This window comes from Streptomyces sp. NBC_00078, from assembly GCF_026343335.1.
Lineage (GTDB): Bacteria > Actinomycetota > Actinomycetes > Streptomycetales > Streptomycetaceae > Streptomyces.
On sequence record NZ_JAPELX010000001.1, the window covers coordinates 7,926,120 to 7,949,191 of the forward strand.

Annotated in this window: 20 protein-coding genes and 2 pseudogenes; 16 read left to right on the plus strand and 6 right to left on the minus strand. The window is 70.0% G+C overall.

Annotated elements, in window-relative coordinates; all coding sequences use genetic code 11:
- Nucleotides 1-89 precede the first annotated feature (89 nt).
- The gene (locus OOK07_RS36775) at nucleotides 90-2,639 is read right to left on the minus strand and encodes a GH32 C-terminal domain-containing protein (RefSeq protein WP_323183015.1); all 2,550 of its coding nucleotides are present in this window, start codon (nucleotides 2,637-2,639) and stop codon (nucleotides 90-92) included.
- 335 nt (nucleotides 2,640-2,974) lie between these two features.
- On the opposite strand from OOK07_RS36775, the gene OOK07_RS36780 reads away from it, so the two are divergent.
- From OOK07_RS36780 to OOK07_RS36815, 8 genes and pseudogenes are all read left to right on the plus strand, one after another.
- Complete coding sequence (locus tag OOK07_RS36780) at nucleotides 2,975-3,976, plus strand: LacI family DNA-binding transcriptional regulator (protein ID WP_266800795.1); 1,002 nt, start codon at nucleotides 2,975-2,977, stop codon at nucleotides 3,974-3,976.
- A gap of 236 nt (nucleotides 3,977-4,212) precedes the next feature.
- Nucleotides 4,213-5,220 (plus strand): LacI family DNA-binding transcriptional regulator, encoded by a 1,008-nt coding sequence (locus OOK07_RS36785; RefSeq protein ID WP_266800796.1) that lies wholly within the window; start codon nucleotides 4,213-4,215, stop codon nucleotides 5,218-5,220.
- 492 nt (nucleotides 5,221-5,712) lie between these two features.
- Nucleotides 5,713-7,011 carry an extracellular solute-binding protein gene (locus tag OOK07_RS36790; protein ID WP_266800797.1) on the plus strand — a complete coding sequence of 433 codons (1,299 nt, stop codon included), beginning with the start codon at nucleotides 5,713-5,715 and terminating at the stop codon, nucleotides 7,009-7,011.
- Between the two features lie 29 nt (nucleotides 7,012-7,040).
- A complete protein-coding gene (locus OOK07_RS36795; protein ID WP_406312967.1) occupies nucleotides 7,041-8,027 on the plus strand; it encodes a carbohydrate ABC transporter permease in 987 nt (328 codons plus the stop codon).
- Between the two features lie 6 nt (nucleotides 8,028-8,033).
- Nucleotides 8,034-8,921, plus strand: coding sequence for a carbohydrate ABC transporter permease (locus OOK07_RS36800; protein WP_266800799.1), 888 nt, complete (start codon nucleotides 8,034-8,036; stop codon nucleotides 8,919-8,921).
- Nucleotides 8,922-9,071: 150 nt separating this feature from the next.
- Nucleotides 9,072-11,372 (plus strand): glycoside hydrolase family 3 N-terminal domain-containing protein, encoded by a 2,301-nt coding sequence (locus tag OOK07_RS36805; RefSeq protein ID WP_266802181.1) that lies wholly within the window; start codon nucleotides 9,072-9,074, stop codon nucleotides 11,370-11,372.
- A gap of 104 nt (nucleotides 11,373-11,476) precedes the next feature.
- Nucleotides 11,477-11,755: pseudogene (locus tag OOK07_RS36810) on the plus strand (glycoside hydrolase family 32 protein); the annotation flags it as partial.
- A 727-nt stretch (nucleotides 11,756-12,482) separates the two neighbouring features.
- Nucleotides 12,483-12,707, plus strand: coding sequence for a hypothetical protein (locus OOK07_RS36815; RefSeq protein WP_266686457.1), 225 nt, complete (start codon nucleotides 12,483-12,485; stop codon nucleotides 12,705-12,707).
- A gap of 12 nt (nucleotides 12,708-12,719) precedes the next feature.
- Here the strand turns inward: OOK07_RS36815 and OOK07_RS36820 are convergent, their stop codons facing one another.
- Both OOK07_RS36820 and OOK07_RS36825 read right to left on the minus strand, forming a co-directional pair.
- Nucleotides 12,720-13,265: a toxin-antitoxin system, toxin component gene (locus tag OOK07_RS36820; RefSeq protein WP_266802183.1), complete on the minus strand. Its 546-nt coding sequence runs from the start codon at nucleotides 13,263-13,265 to the stop codon at nucleotides 12,720-12,722.
- Nucleotides 13,266-13,279: 14 nt separating this feature from the next.
- The gene (locus tag OOK07_RS36825; RefSeq protein ID WP_266686458.1) at nucleotides 13,280-13,933 is read right to left on the minus strand and encodes a helix-turn-helix domain-containing protein; all 654 of its coding nucleotides are present in this window, start codon (nucleotides 13,931-13,933) and stop codon (nucleotides 13,280-13,282) included.
- Between the two features lie 223 nt (nucleotides 13,934-14,156).
- Here OOK07_RS36825 and OOK07_RS36830 point away from each other — a divergent pair, with 223 nt between their 5' ends.
- From OOK07_RS36830 to OOK07_RS36865, 8 genes and pseudogenes are all read left to right on the plus strand, one after another.
- Complete coding sequence (locus tag OOK07_RS36830) at nucleotides 14,157-14,819, plus strand: MmyB family transcriptional regulator (RefSeq protein WP_266800800.1); 663 nt, start codon at nucleotides 14,157-14,159, stop codon at nucleotides 14,817-14,819.
- A 2-nt stretch (nucleotides 14,820-14,821) separates the two neighbouring features.
- Nucleotides 14,822-15,027 (plus strand): annotated as a pseudogene (locus OOK07_RS36835) (ABC transporter permease); the annotation flags it as partial.
- A gap of 101 nt (nucleotides 15,028-15,128) precedes the next feature.
- Nucleotides 15,129-16,280 carry an NAD(P)/FAD-dependent oxidoreductase gene (locus OOK07_RS36840; protein WP_266800801.1) on the plus strand — a complete coding sequence of 384 codons (1,152 nt, stop codon included), beginning with the start codon at nucleotides 15,129-15,131 and terminating at the stop codon, nucleotides 16,278-16,280.
- Nucleotides 16,277-16,579: a (2Fe-2S)-binding protein gene (locus OOK07_RS36845; protein ID WP_266686462.1), complete on the plus strand. Its 303-nt coding sequence runs from the start codon at nucleotides 16,277-16,279 to the stop codon at nucleotides 16,577-16,579. Before OOK07_RS36840 ends, OOK07_RS36845 begins: the two co-directional genes overlap by 4 nt.
- Nucleotides 16,572-17,981 (plus strand): FAD-dependent oxidoreductase, encoded by a 1,410-nt coding sequence (locus OOK07_RS36850; protein WP_266800802.1) that lies wholly within the window; start codon nucleotides 16,572-16,574, stop codon nucleotides 17,979-17,981. The genes OOK07_RS36845 and OOK07_RS36850 overlap by 8 nt, the downstream gene beginning before the upstream one ends.
- Entirely contained in the window at nucleotides 17,978-18,868 is an 891-nt protein-coding gene (locus OOK07_RS36855; RefSeq protein ID WP_266800803.1) for a dihydrodipicolinate synthase family protein, read from the plus strand. The genes OOK07_RS36850 and OOK07_RS36855 overlap by 4 nt, the downstream gene beginning before the upstream one ends.
- A gap of 15 nt (nucleotides 18,869-18,883) precedes the next feature.
- Nucleotides 18,884-19,885 (plus strand): proline racemase family protein, encoded by a 1,002-nt coding sequence (locus OOK07_RS36860; RefSeq protein ID WP_266800804.1) that lies wholly within the window; start codon nucleotides 18,884-18,886, stop codon nucleotides 19,883-19,885.
- A gap of 41 nt (nucleotides 19,886-19,926) precedes the next feature.
- Complete coding sequence (locus tag OOK07_RS36865; RefSeq protein ID WP_266686468.1) at nucleotides 19,927-20,598, plus strand: GntR family transcriptional regulator; 672 nt, start codon at nucleotides 19,927-19,929, stop codon at nucleotides 20,596-20,598.
- Between the two features lie 250 nt (nucleotides 20,599-20,848).
- Here the strand turns inward: OOK07_RS36865 and OOK07_RS36870 are convergent, their stop codons facing one another.
- Genes OOK07_RS36870 through OOK07_RS36880 form a run of 3 tightly spaced genes read right to left on the minus strand, consistent with a single transcriptional unit; the run spans nucleotide 20,849 to nucleotide 23,039 of the window.
- Entirely contained in the window at nucleotides 20,849-21,784 is a 936-nt protein-coding gene (locus OOK07_RS36870; RefSeq protein WP_266800805.1) for a PDR/VanB family oxidoreductase, read from the minus strand.
- Nucleotides 21,781-21,969, minus strand: a complete 189-nt coding sequence (locus OOK07_RS36875) for a hypothetical protein (protein ID WP_266686470.1) — start codon at nucleotides 21,967-21,969, stop codon at nucleotides 21,781-21,783. The genes OOK07_RS36870 and OOK07_RS36875 overlap by 4 nt, the downstream gene beginning before the upstream one ends.
- On the minus strand, nucleotides 21,966-23,039 hold the full coding sequence (locus OOK07_RS36880; protein WP_266686472.1) for a Rieske 2Fe-2S domain-containing protein: 1,074 nt from the start codon (nucleotides 23,037-23,039) through the stop codon (nucleotides 21,966-21,968). Before OOK07_RS36880 ends, OOK07_RS36875 begins: the two co-directional genes overlap by 4 nt.
- Nucleotides 23,040-23,072: the final 33 nt, after the last annotated feature.

Consider the following 23,072-nt stretch of genomic DNA (forward strand, 5'->3'; position numbering starts at 1 on the left):
GTGTGCGTATGGGGCAAACACCTCAAGCCTGACGGCCATGAAAGTCACTTACCGACATGGACCATCTCTAAATGCCCACTGAGGGCTCGTTAGGGCCAGATGGACTTCAGCTGCCACGCCTGCAAGTGGTTCAGGGTGGCGGTGCCGCCTTCGGCGAAGGTGTCGACGCCGGTGCTGGACGGGTCGGGGAAGATCTGGTCGGTGAGCGTGACCTGTTCGCCGCGGGTGTTCTGGGCGTAGACCTCGACGGAGGAGGCGTCGACCAGGACGTGCAGACTCAGTCGGCCGCCGTGGAGCGCGAGGGGGGCGCGCTGAACGCCGCCGAAGGTCGGGTCGAAGTCGGTGGCACCGGAGGCGGTGCGGTCGATGTAGACCTCGCCGGTGGTGGTGTCGTAGCCGATGCGGGTGTGCTGTCCGGCGCCGGTGCGCACGGCCAGGCCGGCGCGGTCGGCGGTGCCCGGGGTGAGGTCGGCCTGGAGTTCCAGGGCGCTGCCGCGTATGGCGAGCGGGGTGGTGGTGTCCGTGACGCGGGTGCTGGGCACCCGGGTGCCGGCGCCGCGCAACGTGGTCAGTTCGCGGACCGGCTGCTGGATCAGCTGGACCCTGCCGCTCACGGTCTTCAGGGAGAGCTGGCGGGGGAAGGAGTCGGCGCTGCGCCACGGGGTGGTGGGGATGGCCTGTCCGTAGTTCCAGTTGTTCATCCAGGCGGTCATGACGCGGCGGCCGCCGGGGGCGTCGGTCCAGGTGTTGGCGGCGTAGAAGTCGGCGCCGTAGTCGAGCCAGTGGGCGCGCTGGGTGGTGGACAGGGCGGGCTTGTCGGCGGCGGTGAACTGGTCGGCGAGGACGTGTCCCCAGCCGCCGGTGTTCGCGTCGGCGATCTGGAGCTGGACCTTCTTGCCCTTGTAGGCGGTGGTGTTGAAGGAGGCCCAGTCGAGGTTCTCGGAGTCGCCGCCGGTGGCGCTCTGGACGATCTGGCCGTCGACGAGCAGGTTGACGCCGGTCTCATCAGAGCGGGTTTTGGCCTGGGTGTCGGAGAGGACGACCTGGTCGAGGTTGAGGTGGCCCCAGCCGCCTGTGTTGGCGTCCTCGACCTTGATCTGGGCCTGCTTGCCCTGCAGGTCGGACAGGTCCCAGGAAGCCCAGTTCAGGGCCTCGGAGTTGGGGCCGGTGGCGGAGCGCACCGCCTTGCCGTCCACGATGAGTTGGACCGCTGTGGGGGCGTCGGAGCTGGCTGCGTGGTTGCCGCCGCCGATGAGGAAGTCCAGGTACTTCTTGTCGATGGTGAAGGCCGGCGAGGTGAGCGTGCCGGTGGAGGCGTCACCGTTCAGGAAGCTGTTGGCGAGGCCGCCTCCGAGGTAGCCGGTGACCTGCCCCTGGCCGGGGAGGGTGCCCTGGGCCGGTCCGGTGCCGAAGGCGTCGCCGGTCGTCGTCCAGTCGCCGATGGGGCTGGAGTAGGTGCTGGCCTCGAAGTCGGCGAGCATTTCCCCGCTGGGTGCCGGGCTGTCGCCCAGGACGGAGCCGGGCTGGTACGGGTGGTTGCCGCCGCCGACCTTGAAGTTGATGTAGTTGCTGGTCACGGTGAAGGCGGGTGAGGTCAGGGTGCCGGTGGAGGCGTCGCCGCCGTGGAAGCTGTTGGCGAAGGCCTTGCCCTCGAAGCCGGTGACGGTCTGCTGGCCGTCCACCGGCCCGGTCGCCGGTGCGCTGCCGAACGCGTTACCGGTGGCCGTCCAGTCGCCGAAGGAGCCGGACTCGAAGTCCTGTACGACGGTGCCGCTCGGCGGGGTGTAGGTGGCGCCGTCGTCGGAGGTGAACTTCTTGCCGTCGAAGTCGCCGACGAAGTACTGGGCGCCGGAGCCGCCCGCGATGCCGCCGGGGTTGAGGTTGACCGCCAGCACCCACTTGGTCTTCTTCGGGTTGCCGTCCACGGGCAGCGGGAACAGGTCCGGGCACTCCCACACCCCGCCGGTGGCGCCGGCCGGGCCGAAGTCGCTCAGGTGGGTCCAGGCCTTGAGGTTCGAGGAGCTGTAGAAGGCGATTTTGTGCTGGTCGGCGAGGGCGACCGCCATCAGCCAGCTCTTGGTGGGGGCGTACCAGAACACCTTCGGGTCGCGGAAGTTGTTCGAGCCGATGTCGAGGACCGGGTTGCCGGCGTACTTGGTCCAGGTGGTACCGCCGTCGGTGCTGTAGGCGAGGGACTGCTCCTGCCTGCCGGTCGCCTTCTGCGCACTGGTGTACACGGCGACCAGGGGCGGGTTCTTCCTGGTCCCGAAGCCGGTGGAGTTGTTCTTGTCCAGCACCACGCTGCCGGAGAAGATCATTTCCTGGTCGTCCTGAGGAATGGCCAGCGGGAGCTGCTTCCAGTGGGCCAGGTCGGTGCTGACGGCGTGGCCCCAGGACATGTTGCCCCAGGTGTTGCCGGACGGGTTGTACTGGAAGAACAGGTGGTACCGGCCCTTGTAGTAGATCAGTCCGTTGGGGTCGTTCATCCAGTTCTGGGCCGGGGTGAAGTGGAACTGGGGCCGGTACTGCTCGTGGTAGAGGGTGTCGGCCATGGCTGGGGAGGCGCCGATCAGACCGAGCCCGGACAGGACGGCCAGCGCGGCGAGGAGTCTGCGGCGCGGGCAAGTCGTTCTGGACATGGCGGCTCCTTGCAGGCATGCGGGCTTCGGTCCAGCCGTACGGGGACTGGCGCGTGACAAGTGACGCTTGAGGCATGTCGGGTACGGGCGGCGGCTCCGCCGTGGTCCCGTCCGAGGCCATAGGCGGGCCTGCCTCTTGGGACGGCACGGCACCGGCGGTTCCAGCCAGCGGCTGGAAACGTTTCGCCGAACGTACGGGCACCCCGTCGCCGAAGTCCAGACCCTGCGCAGGAAAACTCCCGAATGCGAGGATGAGGACGGCTGCACGGTGCCATCGACCACAGGGGAAAACGTTGCCCAACCAGCAGAACGGCACAGACCGGCGACCGGCGACCATGCGCGACGTCGCAACCGCGGCCGGGGTGGGGCTCGCCACCGTCTCCCGGGTCGTCAACGGCCAGTCCGTCACTCCTGACCTGGCGGAACGGGTGACGCAGGCCGCCGAGTCGCTCGGCTACCGCCTCGATGTGACGGCCAGCAGCCTGCGCCGGGCCGACCGCCGCACCCGCACTCTCGGGCTGGTCCTGGAGGACGCGGCCAACCCCTTCTCGGCCGCGCTGCATCGTGCGGTGGAGGACGCCGCCACCGAGCGCGGCGTACTGGTCCTGGCCGGATCCACCGACGAGGACCCGGTCCGCGAACGCGGCCTGCTGAAGACCTTCACCGGCCGCCGGGTCGACGGCCTCATCGTGGTGCCCACCGGACAGGCCGACGCCGGCCTCGACGCCGCCCGCCGCGGGGGCACACCCGTCGTCTGCGTGGACCGCCCCAGCGCAGCGGCGCAGGTGGATGCCGTGACGGTGGACAACCGCGCAGGCGTACGGGCGGCGGTGAAGAGGCTGCACGCGGCAGGTCACCGGCGCATCGCCTTCCTCGGGGATCTTCGCTCGATCTGGACCGCCGAGGAGCGCTACGCCGGGTTCGTGGAGGGGCTGGCCGAGGCGGGATGCGTCCTGCACCGCTCGCTCGTGCGGCGCGGCCTGCACGGTGCGGAACCCGCCCAGGAGGCGACCCGAGAACTCCTGGCCCTGCCCCATGCGCCCACCGCGTTCATCTCCGGCCAGAACCTCCTGACCGTCGGGGCCCGCATGACCCTGCAGGAGCTCCGCCTGCAGCACCGGGTGGCGCTGATCGGCTTCGACGACCTGCCCCTGGCCGGTCTGCTCGAACCCGGCATCTCGGTGATCGCCCAGGATCACGCCGCAATCGGCCGGGAAGCCGCCGGTCTGCTGTTCGGCCGACTCGACGGCGAGGACGGCCCCGCCCGCCACCGCGTGCTGCCCACCCGCTACCTCGCCCGCGGCTCCGGCGAGATCCCCGCCGCAGAGGACCACTGACGACCGTCTCCGCCACGACGCCCCGGTGCCGGCGGGGTGTCCGAGGCTTGGAAATTCTCTGTAAACGAGTTGATACCGATGTGTTGACGGGCTGAGCCGCTCGGTGCTTCACTGCCGGAACCGGTACCGAAACCGGTTCCGGAACCGCTCCCGGTATCGGTTCCGCGAGTCTCTGTACGATCGGCCCTTCGGTGCGGGAAGACATTCCCGCCGCTGCATGGAGGAGAGGAGGTGGAATGGGAGTCACCATCGCCGACGTGGCCGCTCGGGCGGGCGTCAGTAAGACGACGGTCTCACGCGTGCTGAACAGCAAGGGCGAGATCAACGAGAACACCGTCCTGAAGGTCCGCAAAGCGATCTCGGAGCTCGGCTATGTGCCGAGCGCCGGTGCGGTCGGCCTCGCCCGCGGCACCACACAGATGATCGGCATGCTGGTCCCTGACCTGGCCTGGGCCTGGGCCGGCATCGTGCAGGCGGTCATCGAGACACTGGAGACCGAAGGCTTCGGACTGCGCATGCTGACCTGGAACCACGGTGAGGAATCACTGCGCCGCCTGGGTCTGCAGGTCGCTGCCAAGTCATTCGACGGTCTGCTGGTGATAGAGCCCGAGGGCGCCATGGGCTACATCACCGAACTGCACGAAGCGGGACTGCCGGTCGTGCTGATAGACGACCGCTTCCAGCGGCCGGGGTTCCCCTACGTGGCCACCACCAACCGGGAGGGCGGTGCACAGGCGGCACGGCACCTCCTGGAAATCGGGCGCCGTCGTCCTCTGGTCGTGACCGGTCCCGAGGTGTTCGGCTGTACCCGGGAACGGCTGGGCGGATTCGTCGACGTCTACGCGAAGGCCGGGATCGAGCTCGACCCGCGCGGCATCGTCTGCGGCGACTTCCAGTTCGAGGACAGCCGGAGCGCGGTCGCGCGCGCTCTCGCGGACGGCCTGGAGTTCGACGCGGTCTTCGCGCACAACGATCCCACGGCGGCCGGCGCGCTCGCCGCCCTGCACGAGGCCGGCCTGTGGATTCCGCAGGATGTCGCCGTGGTGGGCTTCGACGACGTCGAGATGGCCTCGTACACCTATCCGGCACTGACCACCATCCGCCAGCCCATGCGGGAGATGGGTACGGCGGCGGCGCGTCTGCTGCTGGACCACGTGCGCGGATCGCCGCAGGCGGCCCCGTCGCGCGTCATTCCCACCAGTCTCGTGGTCCGCGGCTCGACGTTACGGCCGAGCCCGAACTGACGCCATGCCATCGCGATGCCTACGGCGTCGGCGTCCCATCGAACCTTCCGTCTCCGCCGCTCCTGCCCAGCCCCGCAGGCGGAGACGGACCCCCTCCCGACATGGAACCGACCCCACCGGACCTCGCGCGGGCCGGTAGGCCGTCCAGCTCAACCTGAAGCCGGTGCACGTACCGGCACGACCGGCCCGTTCGTCCTTCGGCCGGCCTCACCACCCTGCACGCACAAGCGTGTTCACGCGTCACCGCCGAGGTGCCCGTTCCGTCGGCGCCTCCCCGATCCGGCAATCCGAGCGACACGCCTGGCCCACCCCCGCCCCACCGCTACCGCTCCGGGACGGACGCTCCAGCCGCGACCTGCGGCTGACCGCTGATGCCGCTGGCACCGCCAACGGTCGCCCTCTCGCGGGCCGGCCCATCCGGGCGCCCGCCCGTTCCTTCTCTTCCATACGCCGCCCCCACGCCTGTTTCGCTCAATGGCAAGGAGCCGCACCATGCGTACCCCTACTCGTCACACCGTCAGAACCGTTCAGGTCCTGTGCGTCACCGTCACGGCGGCCCTTGTGGCCACCGGCTGCGGCCGCAGCGCCGACTCCGGGGCGGGCAAGGACGCCCCCGCGAAGATCAGCAGCGGCAAGGCCACCGGCAAGGTGGTCATGTGGTCCATGGGCGACACCGACAAGGACCTTGCGAGCCTGGCCAAGAAGTTCGAGCAGCAGAACCCCGGCGTCAAGGTCCAGATCACCCCGGTGCCCTGGGCCTCCGCCCACGACAAGCTGACCACCACGATCGCCGGCGGCACCACACCGGACCTGTCGGTGATCGGAACCACGTGGATGGCCGAGATGGCCGGGATGAACGGCTTCCAGGCCACCCCGTCGTCGTTCAAGTCGTCGGACTTCTACCCCGGCCAATGGGGCACCACCAAGTACAAGGACACCTCCTACGGTGTGCCGTTCATCGCGAACACCATGGTGGTCTACTACCGCACCGACCTCACCGCGAAGGCCGGCATCAAGGGCGCTCCGGCCGGCGACTGGACGGGGTACCTGAAGGACCTCAAGGCCATCCAGGCCACCGCCGGCAAGCAGAACCCGAAGCTGCGCAACGCCTCCACCTGGAACATCGGCTTCAACTCCTGGATCTTCTGGCTGCCGATGGTGTGGCAGCAGGGCGGTGACATCTACGACGCCCAGAGCAAGAAGTTCACCTTCGACTCGCCCGAGGTCGCCAAGGCGCTGGAGTACTACGCGAGCATCCCCCAGCAGGGCCTGGCGCCGACCGACAAGACGGACCCCCTGCCGGCCTTCGAGTCGGGGCGCAACGCCGTCTACACGGAGGGCCCGGCGGTGGGCGGTGGCCTCCACAAGGACCTCCCGGCGCTGAACGGCAAGTGGAAGACCATGCCGCTGCCGTACTCCAAGCAGCCCGCCGGGTTCGCCGGCGGCAGCGATCTGGCGGTGTTCAAGAACGCCAAGAACCCCGACGCGGCATGGAAGTTCGTCAAGTTCCTCACCGAGCCCGCCAACCTGGCGGCCTACGCCAAGGCCACCGGCAACATTCCCCCCTCGCCCACCGCCTGGGACGAGGCGCAGCTGAGCAGCGACGAGAACATGAAGGCGTTCGACGAGCAGCTCAAGGTCAGCAAGGCGCCGCCCGCGATCACGACCTGGCAGCAGGTCGCCGATGCCATCGACTCCGAACTGGAGAAGCTGTCCCTCGGCAAGGCCACCGTCGCCCAGGTGCAGCAGGCGCTGCAGTCCAAGGCCACCAGCATCGGCACCGGCCGATGAGGGCCGGCGCGCATCTCTCGTAGGGACGGATGACAGCCATGTCGACGAAAACGCTCCCCGGGCGGGACGACACCCAGGAGCCGAGCGCCGCGGGGCCGGAGCGCAGTGCTGATCGCCGGCACCGCGCGCTGCGGCGCACGGCGCACGGCAGGCAGGCCCGGGCCGCCTGGATCCTCACCGCGCCGTTCCTTGCCCTGTTCGCGGCCTTCGTGCTGCTGCCGGTGGTGTGGTCGCTGCTGATGAGCATGACCGACACGCAGAGCGCCGACCTGCGCACCCCGCTGAACGTGTCGTTCACCGGCTTCGACAACTATGTCCGGCTCTTCCAGGACGATCAGTTTGTTCACGCCCTGCGCAACACGGGCGTGTTCGTCCTGGTCGGCCTGCCGTTGACGCTGGCCGCCGGGCTCGCCGCGGCGGTCGCCCTCGACCGTGGCATCCGCCGCTTCCGGGCCGTCTTCCGGGTCGGCTTCTATCTCCCGGTGATCACCAGCATCGTGGCCGTCGCGGTGGTCTGGAAGTCCCTCCTGGACCCGCAGGCGGGACTGGTGAACACCGTCCTGGCCTGGTTCGGGATCGACGGCCCGGCCTGGCTGGCCGACACCCGGTTCGCCCTGCCCGTCATGATCCTGATGGCCGTGTGGCGCAACCTGGGCACCGTCATGATCATCATGCTGGCGGGTCTGCAGTCCGTGCCCCAGTCCCTGATGGAGGCGGCCGAACTCGACGGCGCCGGCGCCTGGCAGCGGTTCTGGCGGGTCACCTTCCCGCTGCTGCGCCCGGCTCTGCTGCTGACCGCGGTGACCACCGGCATCGGCTATCTGCAGTTCTTCGACGAGCCGTTCGTGATGACCCAGGGCGGCCCGCTGGACTCGACCCTGTCGGCCACGATGTACGCGTATCAGCAGTTCGGCAACGGCAACTACGACGTCGCGTCGGCCGCCGGCTACGTCGTCTTCGTCCTCATCGTCGCGCTGACCGTCCTGCAGTTCCGGGTACTGCGAGACAAGGACTGATACCTCATGAGCACCCTCTCCACCCTTCGGACGGCACAGCCGGGCACGGACCGCTCCTTGCGGCGCCGCCGCGTCCGGGAGACCTGGGGCCAGCCCTGGCTGTATCTGCCGCTCTTCGGCTGTCTGCTGCTGATGATGGCGCCGTTTCTGTGGATGCTCTCCGGCTCCTTCAAGCCCGAGGCCGACATCCGCAAGATCCCGCCCGTTCTGATCCCGACCGCGCCCACTACCGCCAACTACAGCAAGCTGTTCAGCAAGCTCGACTTCACGCCCATGTTCGCCAACTCGGTGATCGTGGCCCTCGCCGTAACAGCAGGCAACCTCCTCTTCTGCTCGATGCTGGGCTACGCCCTGGCCAAGCTGGAGTTCCGCGGCAAGCGTGCCGTGTTCGCCCTGGTCCTGGGGACCCTCATGGTCCCCGGCCTGGTCACCTTCGTACCGCTGTACGTGCTGGTGGCCAACATGAATCTGACCGGTTCGCTGCTCGGGCTGATCCTGCCGTTCCTGGCCGGCCCCTTCGGGGTGTTCCTGATGCGGCAGTTCATCTCCACCCTGCCCGACGAACTCATCGACGCCGCCCGCGTCGACGGCTGCCGCGAACTGGCCATCTTCTGGAAGATCATCCTGCCGCTGACCAGGCCGGCCCTCGCCACCCTCGGGATCATCACCTTCCTCGGCTCCTGGAACAACTTCCTGTGGCCGCTGGTCGTGGCCCAGAACGCGGACCAGTACACGCTCCCCGTCGGCCTCGCCCTGGCCACCAGCGGACAGGACTTCACTCGCTACGGCATCCTCCTCGCCGGCGCCGTCATCGTCCTGCTCCCCGTGATGATCGTCTTTCTCCTCTTCCAACGCCACTTCGTCGCCGGCATCGCCACCACCGGCCTCAAGTGACACCCCGGTGCCATGCGCCGCACCGGTCCCGCCGGGGGCGGCACAGGGCAGCGAGGCGAGCCCCGCCGTGGCAGGCGGCAGCCTCCCTGCGACGAAGCACCCGCCGCCAGCAATCAACCCCCCTCAGCGACTCATGACTTGGAGACCACAGTGGGACAGCCGGTCCGCTCTGCCGTGTACCTGGATCCGGACGCGTCCGTGGAAACGAGAATCGAGGACTTGCTGTCCCGGATGACCCTGGAGGAGAAGGCCGGGCAGTTGCTGATGCTCGACGCCCAACACGGGGACCTCGAGGACATCGTGTCGGCCAAGCTGGCCGGGTCGGTTCTGCACGTGACACCGGCGCGGATGCCGGAGGCCATGGAACTGGCCCAGCGGACACGGCTCGGTATTCCGCTGCTGACAGCCGACGACTGCATCCACGGCCACTCGTTCTGGCCGGGCGCGACCATCTTCCCGACCCAGCTGGGCATGGCCTGCACCTGGGATCCCTCTCTGGTCCACCGGATCGCCCGTGCGTCCGCGACCGAAATCGCGACAACCGGCATCCACGGCACGTTCTCCCCGGTCCTGTGCATCACCCGCGACCTGCGCTGGGGCCGGATCAACGAGACGTTCGGCGAGGACCCGTTCCTCATCGGCGAACTGGGCGCGGCGATGGTGCGCGGATACCAGGGCGAGGGCCTCGGCGATCCGACAGCCGTGCTGGCGTACGCCAAGCACTTCGCGGGCTACTCCGAGACCCTGGGCGGCCGCGACGCCAGCGAAGCGGATCTCAGCCCGCGCAAGCTGCGCTCGTGGTTCCTGCCCCCGTTCGAGCAGGCGGCCCGGGCGGGCTGCCGCGGCTTCATGCTGGGCTACCAGTCGATCGACGGGGTGCCCATCACCGCGAACGAGTGGCTCATCAACGACGTACTCAAGGGCGAGTGGGGCTTCACCGGCACGCTGGTGACCGACTGGGACAACGTCGGCCGGATGGTCTACGACCAGCGGACCAGCGCCGACTACACCGAGGCGGCGGCGGTCGCCGTCAACTCGGGCAACGACCTCATCATGGCCACACCGCAGTTCTTCGAGGGCGCCCAGGAGGCGGTCGCCCGCGGCATGGTCGACGAGAAGCAGATCGATGACGCGGTACGGCGGGTGCTGCGGCCGAAGTTCGAGCTCGGGCTCTTCGAGGACCCCCGTGCCCCCGACCCGGAGCGGCAGGCGCAGGTGATCGGCTGCCGCCAACACGCCGACCTCAACCTCGAGACCGCCCGACGCTCCCTCGTGCTGCTGCGCAACAAGGAGATCCTGCCCCTGGACGGCGGGCTGACCGCGGACGGCACCGGTCGCGCCGCAGGCACGGGCACGCCGCGCACGATAGCGGTCATCGGCCCCAATGCCGACAGCCCGGAGGCCATGCTCGGCGACTGGGCGGGTGCCACCGGCCAGGTGCCGTGGATGCCCGAAGGACACCCACGCGAGTTGGTGGAGACGGTGCTGGACGGCCTGCGCGCCGTCGTCCCCGCCGACTGGACGATCACGCACGCCCGCGGAGCCGACATCGAAAGCCCCGCCTTCGACCCCGACCAGTGGGTCACCGGGCCCGACGGCCAACCGCAGCCGCCCGCCTTCATCCCCGCCCCAGTCGACGAGGCACAGCTTCGGGAGGCCACCGCCGCGGCAGAGGCCGCCGACTGCGCCGTCGTGGTCGTGGGAGACACCATCGCCCTGACGGGCGAGGTGCGCTCCACGGCCACCCTCGACCTCCAGGGAGGCCAGATCGCGCTGCTGGACGCGGTCGCCGCCACCGGCACACCCATGATCGTCGTACTCGCCCAGTCCAAGCCGAGCACCCTCCCGGACTCCGCACTGAACGCGGCAGCGCTCATCGAGGCGTTCAACCCGGGCATGCGCGGCGGCCGCGCCATCGCCGAACTCCTCCTCGGCCTCACCGAACCCAGCGGCCGGCTCCCGGTCTCCTTCGCCCGCCACGTCGGACAGCAACCCGTCTTCTACAACCAGGTGCGCGGCCAGCACGGCGACCGCTACGCGGACCTCACCCAGGACCCCCAGTTCGCGTTCGGCGAGGGCCTGAGCTACACCACCGTCACCTACTCCGACCTCGTCGTGCACGACGACGACGTGTCCGCGGACGGCACCGTCCACGCCACGGTCCGGCTCACCAACAGCGGCAGCCGTCCGGCACTGGAGACGGTCCAGGCGTACGTCAGCGACCTGACCACCAGCGTCACCTGGGCCGAGCAGGAGCTGAAGGCGTTCACCCAGGTCGTGGTCCCTCCCGGCGACAGCGTGGACGCCCGCCTGAGCGTCCCCGCCTCGCAGTGCTCCATCGTCACGGCCGACAACCGCCGCGTGGTCGAACCAGGAGAGTTCGCCCTTCGCGTCGGCCCCAGCTCACGACGGCAGCAGCAGCTCAGCGCGGGCTTCCGCATCCGGGCCTGAAAAAAACGCCGCTTGAAGACCACACGGAGGCCGCTCGAAGCCCCCGCCCAGCCGATCCCTGACCCGGCTGGGCGGGCCCCTCCGAACCACCGAAAGGCACGCGCGTGTCCACCCCTCCCCGCGATCCGCACCACCCCGTCGCGCACCTGCGCCCGCCCCGCAACTGGATCAACGACCCCAACGGGCTGGTCTTCCACGACGGCCACTACCACGTCTCCTACCAGTACAACCCGTACGGAGCGACCCACGCGAACATGCACTGGGGCCACTTCCGCAGCCCCGACCTGCTGAGCTGGGAGCCGCTGCCGATCGCCCTGGCCCCGACCCCCGGTGGCGTGGACGCCGACGGCTGCTTCTCCGGCAACGCCGTCTCCGGTGAGGATGACCCGGCAGGGCCGGGCGTGCGCCTTGACCTCCTGCGCCGTCCTCGGCGCCTCCTCGAACCGGGGGCGGGCCTGCACGCGGGTGCTGATCTTCTCGCTGTAAATCTTGGCGCTCGGGATGCCGTGTTTGCTGAGCGCGTCGAGCTGGGAGTCGAGTTCCTGCCCGAGCGTCGAGCCGCGGGGGTAGCCGATGCGGATGTCGTCGCTCGGCAGGTCTGGGTCGATCGGCGCGGGGTGCCGGGGCGCCGCGGCCGGCGGCCGCAGCGCCAGCCGGGGCACTTGGTGAAGCGGCGGGTGTGGTAGGCGGAGGCGACCGCGCCGCCGTGCGGTCCGCTGGGCGGTTCTTCGCCGCAGCCTCCGACCTCACGGTCGGTGGGCCGTCATACGTGCCAGTCACTACCCGCTCTTCCCGTCTCCTTGAACGTCCAACCAGGTGGAAGGAAGAGCGGGGGACAGTCGAAAGCGCTCAGGTTTATCGGCCTGCCACTGGATCCAGGAGACAGGCACTTGTCCATACGCGCTGCCGTGGCAGTGGTGTTGACCGCCGCCGAGCGCCACCGGCTGAAGAAGATGGCTTACGGTCACCCGACGCCAACCCGTCAACCATCAACTGAGACTCGACAGGGCTATACGGGGGACCGACGAAATGCATGCATCGGAGCGATTGTCACAGGACGCCACCCTTTGGTGATGGTGACCTTCGATAGCGGCGGCCGTTGATCAGATCATGATGAAGCGAAGCATCCTCACCACTGCCCTTCTCACTGTCGGCACGGCCCTCCTCGCTGCTGTACCAGCCCACGCAGGAATCCTCGACGGCAGCGCCAACAACGCCGACGTCCTTGCCCATATCGGGCTGCTGAACACGAACATCAACAGCGACGTGACGAGCAACGAGCTCAAGAACGCCAACACCCGCGCCGAGGGCAAGGGGAACAACTCCATCCTCTGATTGGCAAGACGCTCACTGAGGCCCCACATACCCCAACGACGCCTCGATCCGCCCCGCCAGATGATCGCGCTGCACCCGCCCCCGCAGTGCCGAACCCACAAGCCACGTACGGCACTTGCTGGCGAGGAGCAGGCCGAAGGCCTCGGCCTCCTGCTCGTCGGCCAGGTCGAAGCGACTGCGGGCGGCCACCTTGCGGACGGCGGCCCTCAGGTCGGCGTCGTCGCCGAGCAGCCGGGCCGCGACCTTGGCGCCCTCGACGTGAAGGCCGCCGTGCCCGGCCCTGATGTGCCACAGCTCGTGCCCGAGGATCACCAACTGGTGGTCCGGCGCGGTCCGTTCCTCGATCACGACGAGATCCTGGTCGGTCATGTCGAGCCACAGCCCGCTCGCCGTGCCGGCCGGGAAAGCGGCCGTGCGGAAGTGGACGGGCCGGCCGCGGCGCCTGCTCATCGCGTCGCACAGCGCGCCGTACAGGTCCGCGGGCAGGGACGGTGCGGCAAGGGTGAGCTCGCCGACCAGCTCGGCGCACAGGCGGCGCATGTCCCTGCCGATGCCCACACCTCTGCCCAGGCTCACGACTCGGGCCGTTTGACGCTCTCCAGGAGCATGTCCAGCCACTCCGCCACCTTGTCGCGGTGCTGGTCGGTGGGCAGTTGCGCGGCCCGCCAGGCGATCCCGCGGACGCCGTGGTCCTGCAGCAGCCGCTCCAGCGGGCCGTCGGCGGCCGCGGCCGCCTCCCGCTCGGCGAGTTTGTGCAGCAGTTCCTGCTCGGTGCTCTGCAGGGCGCCCGTGAGGGCCTCGGGATCCTCGGCCGTGAGGAATCCGGCGTGCACCCGGAAGAAACGCTGGATGGCGTCGCAGTGCTCCATGGTGGGACGCCGGTCGCCGTTGATGAGTGCGCCCGCCTGCTGGCGGGACATACCCGCGCCGTCGGCGATCTCCTGCTGGGTGTACTTGCGCCCGTTGGGCTTGAGCCGGGTGTGGCGCAGCAGGTCCAGTCGCTGAAGGAAGCGTGCCTGCACATCGGGCTCGCCCGCCGGACGGCCGCTCAGCAGGGCCCTGACCACGGGCTCGGCGACCCCGGAGGCGGCGGACAGCCGGCCGGTGTCGAAGACCTCCGCATGCGGCACGCCGAGCCGGTCGGCGAGCGCGGCGACGCGAGCGACGACGGCCGGCAGCGCTGCGGTCGTCGCCGTGGTGCCCGGACCCTCGAAGCCATCCGTCACCGACAGATCTCCTACGTTTCTCACAGGCTTCTCACTAGCGGTTGCCGTGAACTCGACGGAGATTACCGGGTAGTTCGAACTCGCATCCAGGTGTCGCCACAACTGTGGCCAATTTCAGCCGTCAACCAGCATGAAATGCCACGATAGTTGACACCACTCAAGTCGGGGCCGCAGGATCAAGGCGCCGCGTGAAGGCCGCAGAGGCAAGAGGGGTGACCTCCCGATGGCACATCAGGCAGGAGGGCAGTGGTCCGTACCGCGGCCCGTCCCCGAGAGTCTCGAAGCCCAGGCGTATCTGCAGGACTACGCCACCCTCCTGGAGGCCGTCCCTTTTCCGTCCGTCGTCCTCGACCACCGCTGGGACGTTGTTCTCGCCAACAATGCTTTCGCGTCACTTTTCGGCGAGGTGGGCCCGCACCCGACTGCCATGCCGGGTGAGAACTTCCTCAGGTTCGTCCTCTTCCACCCGGACGCGGCCACGGTTCTCGGCGAGCACGAGTCGAGCTGGTTCCTGCCGATGCTGGCGCACTTCGCCGCCGCCGTCGAGCAGTACGGCCACGACCACGGACTCCAGTCCATCCGGCGCGACATCGCCCAGGACCCGATCATGGAGGCCGCCTACCGGCAGGGGCTGCCGCACTGGATCCGCGCGGTGGGTGAACAGGCCGTGGCGCACGACGGCGCCGTACGCCCCCTGATGCACCCCGATCCCCGCTGGGGCGCCACCGATTGCCGTGTCGTGGACGAGACGCCGAGGACGCTGCAGGGCTTGGGGTACACGCGGATGACGCTGGTCCTGCGGGAGACCCGCCGGGACCGGGCCAAGGCCCGCAGACCGCGCCCTGTGGCGGCGCACCTGAGGGTCGTGCCGGCCCCCGGGGCCTGACCACCTTCGACGAGATCGTGGTGACGACGCCCACGGCGCGCCCGGGGAGCGAGACGCTGCCGATCTGGATCTTCAACAACATGCCCCGCCCGCAGCGGGCGCGCCGGTGGTGAACGTGGTCGCGGCCGTGCTCGTGCTGCTGTCCGTCGTCCCGATCCACGTGGCTCAGCGGCTTTCGGCGGACAGGGTCGCGGCAAGCCGCGTGTGAGCGCTGTTCCCGGCCGTTCCGGCCGTTCCAGGTCATTCTCAGGGTCGGCGATATGTGACATAGTACTGATGTGAGTCAGCGTTATGTGACATGGTACTGACGTGAGTAGGCCTCTGACCTGCGACGTCGTGGTCGTCGGCGCCGGCATGGTGGGCGCCGCCTGTGCCCTGTACGCATCCAGCGCGGGCCTGGACGTCGTCGTCGTGGACCGTGGCCCGGTGGCCGGCGGCACCACCGGCGCAGGTGAGGGCAACCTCCTCGTGTCCGACAAGGAGCCCGGCCCGGAGCTCGACCTCGCGCTCCTCTCGAACCGCCTGTGGGCCGAGCTGGCGCAGGAGTTCGGCGAGGCCGTCGAGTACGAGCCCAAGGGTGGAGTCGTGGTCGCCACCTCACCCGGCGGTCTCACCGCGCTGGAGCGCTTCGCCGCCGGGCAGCGTGCGGCCGGAGTCGTCGCCGAAACCGTATCGGGCGACACGCTGTACGGCCTCGAACCCCGGCTCGCCCCCGGTCTTCCCGGCGCCGTGCACTATCCGCAGGACGCCCAGGTGATGCCCGCCCTGGCCGCCGCCCACCTCCTCCGGGCCTCGGGCGCCCGCCTGCACACCGGCCGGACCGTGACCGGAGTCCTGCGCACAACGGACCGTACGGTGCTCGGAGTTCGCACCGACATGGGCGACATCCACGCCCCGGCGGTGGTCAACGCCGCCGGCACCTGGGGTGCCGAAATCGCCGCGCTCGCGGGCACCTTCCTGCCGGTCCTCCCGCGCCGCGGCTTCGTCCTCGTCACCGAACCGCTCCCGCGCATGGTCCACCACAAGGTGTACGCCGCCGACTACGTGGCCGACGTGGCCAGCGACTCGGCCGCGCTGCAGACCTCGCCGGTCGTGGAGGGCACGGCAGCGGGACCGATCCTGATCGGCGCAAGCCGCGAACGGGTCGGCTTCGACCGGACGTTCTCACTGCCCGCCGTGCGTGCCCTCGCGGCGGGCGCGACCCGGCTGTTCCCCTTCTTGTCCGACGTCCGCGTCATCCGCTCCTACGCGGGCTTCCGCCCGTACATGCCCGACCACCTGCCCGCCATCGGCGCCGACCCACGGGTGCCAGGCCTCTTCCACGCCTGCGGGCACGAGGGCGCGGGCATCGGGCTGGCCACCGGCACCGGTCACCTGATCGCGCAGGTGCTGACAGCGAAGACGCCCGACCTCGACCTGACTCCGTTGCGCCCCGACCGTTTCCCGGAGGAGGCCGTGTGAACTCCCCACTGGAGCTGGCCGGGGCCCACCCGCGCCCGCCGTTCACGGTCACACTGGACGGCCGTGAGATCGAGGCACTGCCAGGCCAGACGGTCGCCGCCACGCTCTGGGCGGCGGGGATCACCTCCTGGCGCACCACCCGCGGTGCCGGACGTCCACGTGGCGTCTTCTGCGGCATCGGCGTCTGCTTCGACTGCCTGGTGTCCGTCAACGACCGCCCGGGCCAACGGGCTTGCCTGGTCTCCGTGCAGCCGGGCGATGCTATCCGCACGCAGGAAGGGACCGGTCACGATGACTGAGCGACCGCACCTCGCCGTGATCGGCGCGGGCCCGGCGGGGCTCGCCGCGACCGTGGCCGCCGCGGCGCACGGCGTCGCGGTCACCCTGCTCGACTCGTCCGGGCAGGCGGGCGGCCAGTTCTACCGGCAGCCCGCCGCCGGACTCCGCGCCGGCCGGCCGCAGGCGCTGCACCACGACTGGCGGACGTGGGAGCGACTGCGCGACGGGCTGGACTCGCACGTAAGGGCCGACGCAGCAAGGCACTTGACGGATCATCAGGTCTGGTTCGTCGACCGGCACTCCGGCCGGTTCACCGTGCACGCCCTGCTCGGCCCCGAGCAGGAGAGCCCGGTGACCGTGCGCGCCGACGCCGTCCTCCTGGCCACCGGAGGGTACGAGAAGGTGCTGCCCTTTCCCGGCTGGACCCTCCCCGGTGTCGTCACCGCGGGCGGGGCCCAGGCGATGCTCAAGGGCACCCTCGCGGTGTCCGGACGTACCGCAGTGGTCGCGGGGACAGGACCGCTGCTGCTGCCCGTGGCGACGGGTCTCGCCGCGGCCGGAGTGGAGGTCGCGGCGCTCGTCGAATCCGCCGCTGCCGGGGCGTTCGTACGGCGGACCCGGGCGCTGGCGGCACAGCCGGGCAAGGTCGCCGAAGGGGCCGGGTACGCCGCCCGGCTGCTGCGGCACCGGGTGCGCGCCCTCGCCCGGCACACCGTCGTCGAGGCGCACGGCGCGGACCGGCTGGAGGCGGTGACCGTCGCCGCGCTCGACGGCGAGGGCAGGGTGAGGCCCGGTACCGAACGCCGTATCCCCTGCGACACACTGGCCGTCGGCCACGGCATGCTCCCGCACACCGACCTCGCCGAGGCCCTCGGCTGCCGCCTCGACGGCCTGAACGTGCACGTCGACGACGAACAGCGCACCGACGTACCCGGCGTGTGGGCCGCGGGGGAGGCCACCGGCATCGGCGGCTCGGCCCTCGCGCTGGCCGAGGGCCACATCGCCGGACGGTCCGCCGCCGCACGCCTCGGCGGCACCATGCCCGACCCGCGCGAGTGGGCCGCGGCCGTGAAGTCCCGTACGCGACTGCGGGAGTTCTCCGCCGCGCTCGACGCCGTGTACGCCCCGCCCGCCCACTGGACCGCGCAGGTCACCGACGAGACCGTCGTGTGCCGCTGCGAGGAGGTCACCAGCGGCACGATCCGGGCGGCCGTGGCGGAGCTGGGCGCCGGCGATCTGCGCACCGTGAAGCTGCTGACCCGGGCCGGCATGGGCTGGTGCCAGGGCCGGATCTGCGCACCCGCTGTCGCCGGGCTCGCCGGATGCGAACTCACCCCGTCCCGGCGGCCGTTCGCGTGCCCCGTACCACTCGGAGTCCTCGCCCGCGAGGACGAACACCCCATCGATGGAGGGCCCTCATGACCGACCACCGCCCCTGGCGCGGCGTCCTCGTCGCCACAGCGCTGCCGCTGAACGACGACCTCTCGGTGAACTACGAAAAATATGCCGAGCACTGCGGCTGGCTCGTCGAGAACGGCTGCGACGGGGTCGTCCCCAACGGCTCGCTGGGGGAGTACCAGGTACTCACCCTCGAGGAGCGGGCCAAGGTCGTCGAGACGGCCGTCGGCGCGATCGGCGGTCAGCGGGTCATGCCCGGCGTCGCCGCATACGGGTCCGCCGAGTCCCGCCGCTGGGCCGAGCAGGCCCGCGACGCAGGCTGTCACGCGGTGATGCTGCTGCCGCCCAACGCCTATCGCGCGGACGAGCGTTCGGTCCTCGCCCACTACGCCGAGGTGGCGAAGGCGGGTGTGCCGGTCGTGGCGTACAACAACCCGATCGACACCAAGGTCGACCTCGTACCGGAACTCCTCGCGAAGCTGCACGGAGAGGGCCACATCCGCGCCGTCAAGGAGTTCTCCGGGGATGTCCGCCGCGCCTACCGGATCGCCGAACTCGCCCCGGAACTGGACCTGTTGATCGGGGCCGACGACGTCCTGCTGGAACTCGCGATCGCGGGTGCCAAGGGCTGGGTGGCCGGATACCCGAACGCCCTGCCCACCGCGAGCGTCGAGCTGTACCACGCGGCCGTCGACGGCGATCTGGCCACCGCGAAGAAGCTGTACGAGCAGCTGCATCCGCTGCTGCGCTGGGACTCCCGGGTGGAGTTCGTGCAGGCGATCAAGCTGTCGATGGACGTGGTGGGGCGATTCGGCGGCCCGGTACGACCGCCCCGCGTGCCGCTGCTGCCCGAACAGGAGGCGGCCGTCCGCGCCGCCACCGAGAAGGCCGTCGCCGCCGGACTCGTGTGACGGAAGGGGCCGAACATGCGCAGCACACTCGTCCTGCACGCCGTCGACTCGCACACCGAGGGCATGCCCACCCGCGTGATCACCGGCGGGATCGGGACCATCCCCGGGGAGACGATGAACGAGCGGCGGCTGTACTTTCGCGAACACCGCGACGACATCAAACAGTTGCTGATGAACGAGCCGCGCGGGCACTCCGCGATGAGCGGCGCCGTCCTTCAGCCGCCGACCCGCGCCGACTGCGACTGGGGGGTCGTCTACATCGAGGTGTCCGGCTATCTGCCGATGTGCGGGCACGGCACGATCGGGGTCGCGACCGTGCTCGTGGAGACCGGCATGGTGGAGGTCGTCGAACCGGTCACCACGATCCGCCTCGACACCCCGGCAGGGCCGGTGGTCGCCGAGGTGGCGGTGGAGGGCGGCGCGGCCAAGGCGGTGACCCTGAGGAACGTGCCGTCGTTCGCGGTGGCCCTCGACCGCAAGGCGACGCTTCCCGACGGGCGGTCAGTCACTTATGACATGGCATACGGCGGAAACTTCTATGCCATCCTCCCGCTGGACCAGTTCGGTCTCCCCTTCGACCGCACCCGCAAGGACGACATCCTCGCCGCCGGGCTGGCGCTGATGGACGTCATCAACGCCGAGGAGGAGCCCGTCCACCCGGAGGACCCCTCCATCCGCGGCTGCCACCACGTCCACCTGCTCGCTTCCGGCTCCACCGCCCGTCACTCCCGGCACGCGATGGCCATCCACCCCGGCTGGTTCGACCGCTCGCCCTGCGGTACCGGCACCAGTGCGCGCATGGCCCAACTGCATGCGCGAGGCGAACTCCCGCTGCGCACCGAGTTCGTCAACGAGTCGTTCATCGGCACCCGTTTCACCGGCCGCCTCCTCGGCACCACCGAGGTCGCCGGCCGTCCCGCCGTCCTGCCCAGCTTCACCGGCCGGGCGTGGATCACCGGCACCGCCCAGTACCTGCTGGACCCAAAGGACCCGTTCCCCGCGGGATTCGTGCTGTAGGCGACCCGATAATGTCCGGTGACCCAAGGAGGACGATCACGATGGCCCAGCAGCACCGCCCTGCCCTCCCCTCGCTCGGCGGCAGGAAGCCCAGCTTCCGGGAAAAGGTCGTGGACGTGCTGCGGGCCGCGCTGGTCGCGGGTGAACTGCGCCCCGGCCAGGTGTACTCGGCGCCGGCCCTCGCATCCCGTCTCGGCGTCTCCGCCACGCCGGTGCGCGAGGCGATGCTGGAGCTGGTGAGGGAGGGCATGGTCGAGATCGTTCCGAACAAGGGCTTCCGGGTCACCGCCGTCTCCGACGGGCAGCTCGACGAGTACACCCACGTACGGTCCCTGATCGAGATCCCGACGGTCGTCGGCCTCGCGGACACCGCCGACCCCGACGACCTCAGGGCGCTGCGCCCGATCGCGATGGAGATCGTCACCTCGGCGGCGAAGGGCGACCTCATCGAGTACGTCGAGGCCGACCTGAGCTTCCATCTGGGGCTGCTGGCCCTCGCGGGCAACGACCATCTCGTGGCGGTCGTACGGGACTTGCGCCGCCGTTCGCGGTTGTACGGGCTGACCGCGCTGGTCGAGGCGGGGCGGCTGCGGGCCTCCGCCGAGGAGCACCTCGAACTCCTCGACGCTCTGCTCGCCCAGGACACCGAGGCCGTGCGTGAGGTGATGACCCGGCACCTCGGGCATGTCCGGGGCCTGTGGGCCGCCCACTGAGACGGCGGCGAGCACCATGACGCAAGCCGTTGGCGTTTCTTGCGAGGACGCACCACTTCGGCAGTTCAGCGAAGTGAAGCCATACCGGACTCCGTGACCGCCACCCGCGAAACCCCACGCGCCCCTGGTGTGCGACTGGTCGCGTCCCGCACTCCGACCGACCTTCAACTGCCTTTGTACGACGGTGGCGGAGGCGGGCAGGACGACCACCTGCTCGCCACAGCCTCCCGGCTCGACACCGCCCTCGGAATCACAGGTCCAGTACAAGCCGCTTCCCACGGCAGCGGGACACACAGACCATCATCGTCTCCCCGCTCTCCCGTTCGGCGTCGGTGAGCACCGAGTCCCGGTGGTCAGGCGTGCCCTCCAGCACGTCGGTCTCGCAGGTGCCGCAGGTGCCCTCGGTGCAGGAGAACAGCACCTCGACACCGGCGGCACGGACGGCGTCCAGCACGGAGACGTCCGCAGCGACCGTGACGGTACGCCCGCTCTGCGCCAGCTCCACCTCGAACTCGCCGTTTTCGCCGCCCACTTGGGCCTTGGGCGAGAACCGCTCGACGCGCAGCCGCTGCGCCGGGCACCGCTCCTCGACCGCGTCCAGCAGCGGCCCGGGGCCGCAGCAGTAGACGAGCGTGCCCTCGGGCAGGTCGTCCAGCGCGGAGCCGAGGTCCAGCAGCCCGGTCTCGTCCTGAGGGGAGACGGTCACCCGGTCCCCGTAGCGCCCCAACTCCTCGGTGAAAGCGATGGAGTTGCGTGTACGACCGCCGTACAGCAGCGTCCACTCCGCTCCCGCGGCCTCCGCCGCGGCGAGCATCGGCAGGATCGGGGTGATGCCGATGCCGCCCGCGACGAACCGGTATCGAGGCGCCGGCTCCAGCCGGAAGTGATTGCGCGGACCGCGCACCCGCACCTTGTCGCCCAGCCTCAACTGCTCGTGCACATGGGCGGATCCGCCGCGCCCGTCCGGCTCCCGCAGCACGGCGATCCGCCACACCGAACGGTCCGCGGGATCACCGCACAGCGAGTACTGCCGTTCCAGCTCCGGCCCGAGCACGACGTCGACATGGGCGCCCGGCTCCCAGGCCGGCAGCTCCTCGCCGAGAGGGTGGCGGAGAGTGAGGGCGAGCACGCCGTCGGCGGCCGGCTCACGGCCGTCGACGACGAGTTCGGCTTCGTAGGCGCTCATGAGCTGTTTCCTTGCGGCCGGGGCCCTTCGGGCTGGTCGTGTCCTTCGGGATGCCCGAGCATCCACTCCCACATCCCGACCGGGTCCTGGGCGGTGTGCTGGGCGCCACAGTGACAGGTTCCGTGCAGGGTGTCGGTACCCGGCAGCCAGTCGATGCGGTAGATCTCGCCGGTGGACGTGCTCACAGGACCGTCTCCACGGGCTTGTCGCCCTCCTCGACCAGGCGGGCGAGGATACGGCGGGCGGCCAGGCCGCCGGTGTCGATGTTGATGCTCAGCTCCTGGTACCCGGTGCGCTCCGTACCGAGCGTCTTCTGCAGCAGGTTGAGCGCGTCGACGTCCTGCATGACCACGGTGTGGTTGTTGCCCCGCAGGAACTCCGTGACCTCCGTGTTGCCGATCGCCCAGTCGCGCGAGACCATCCAGAAGTCGTACACATGGCCGTCGTTGGACGGCGTGATGGCATACGTGATCTCGGTGTGGAAGCCGTTCGGGTCGCTGCCGTCCGCCTCCGGCACCACACCCACCGGCGCGATGCGGCTGTGCAGCAGATACAGGCACGGCGCGTGGTACTCGATGTCCTGCCAGCGCGTGATCCGGCCCTCGATCCCGGTGGACTTGGCGTAGAACGGCGGGCATTCGGCGTCGTCCATGTGCCGGCTGACCCGCACGATGCCCGCGCCCTCGTCGACCTCGGTGGTGATCGGCGTCTCGGCGACCTCGGGGGTGCCGATGTAACCGCCGTGCAGATAGGTCTCGTGCGACAGGTCGAGGAGGTTGTCGACGAGCAGCCCGTAGTCGGCGTCTATGGGCTCCATGCCACGGACGGTCGTCCAGCCGGGGGAAGCGAGGTGTCGCGCCCGCGGGATTTTCTGCGCGTCCGCGAGCGCCGGGTCGCCGATCCACACCCACACCAGCGAGTCCTGCTCGACCACGGGGTAGGAGGCGACACGAGCGGTGCGCGGTACGCGCTTCTGACCGGGCACGTACACGCAGGTCCCGGTCGTGTCGTAGGTGAACCCGTGATACCCGCACACGATGCGGTCGCCGTCGAGCCTGCTGGGCTTCTCGTGCAGTGGGAACCGGCGGTGCACACAGCGGTCGGCGAGTGCGACGGGCGTCCCGTCCTCCTCGGTCCGGTAGAACACGAGGGGCTCGTCCAGAACCGTCCGGCCGAGCAACTCCTCGCGCCCGACCTCGTGGCTGTAGGCGGCGACGTACCACTGGTTCCTGGCAAAAGCGGTGATGTGCGGCATGGCGGTTCCCGTCCCTGTCGGCGGGACGTCCTC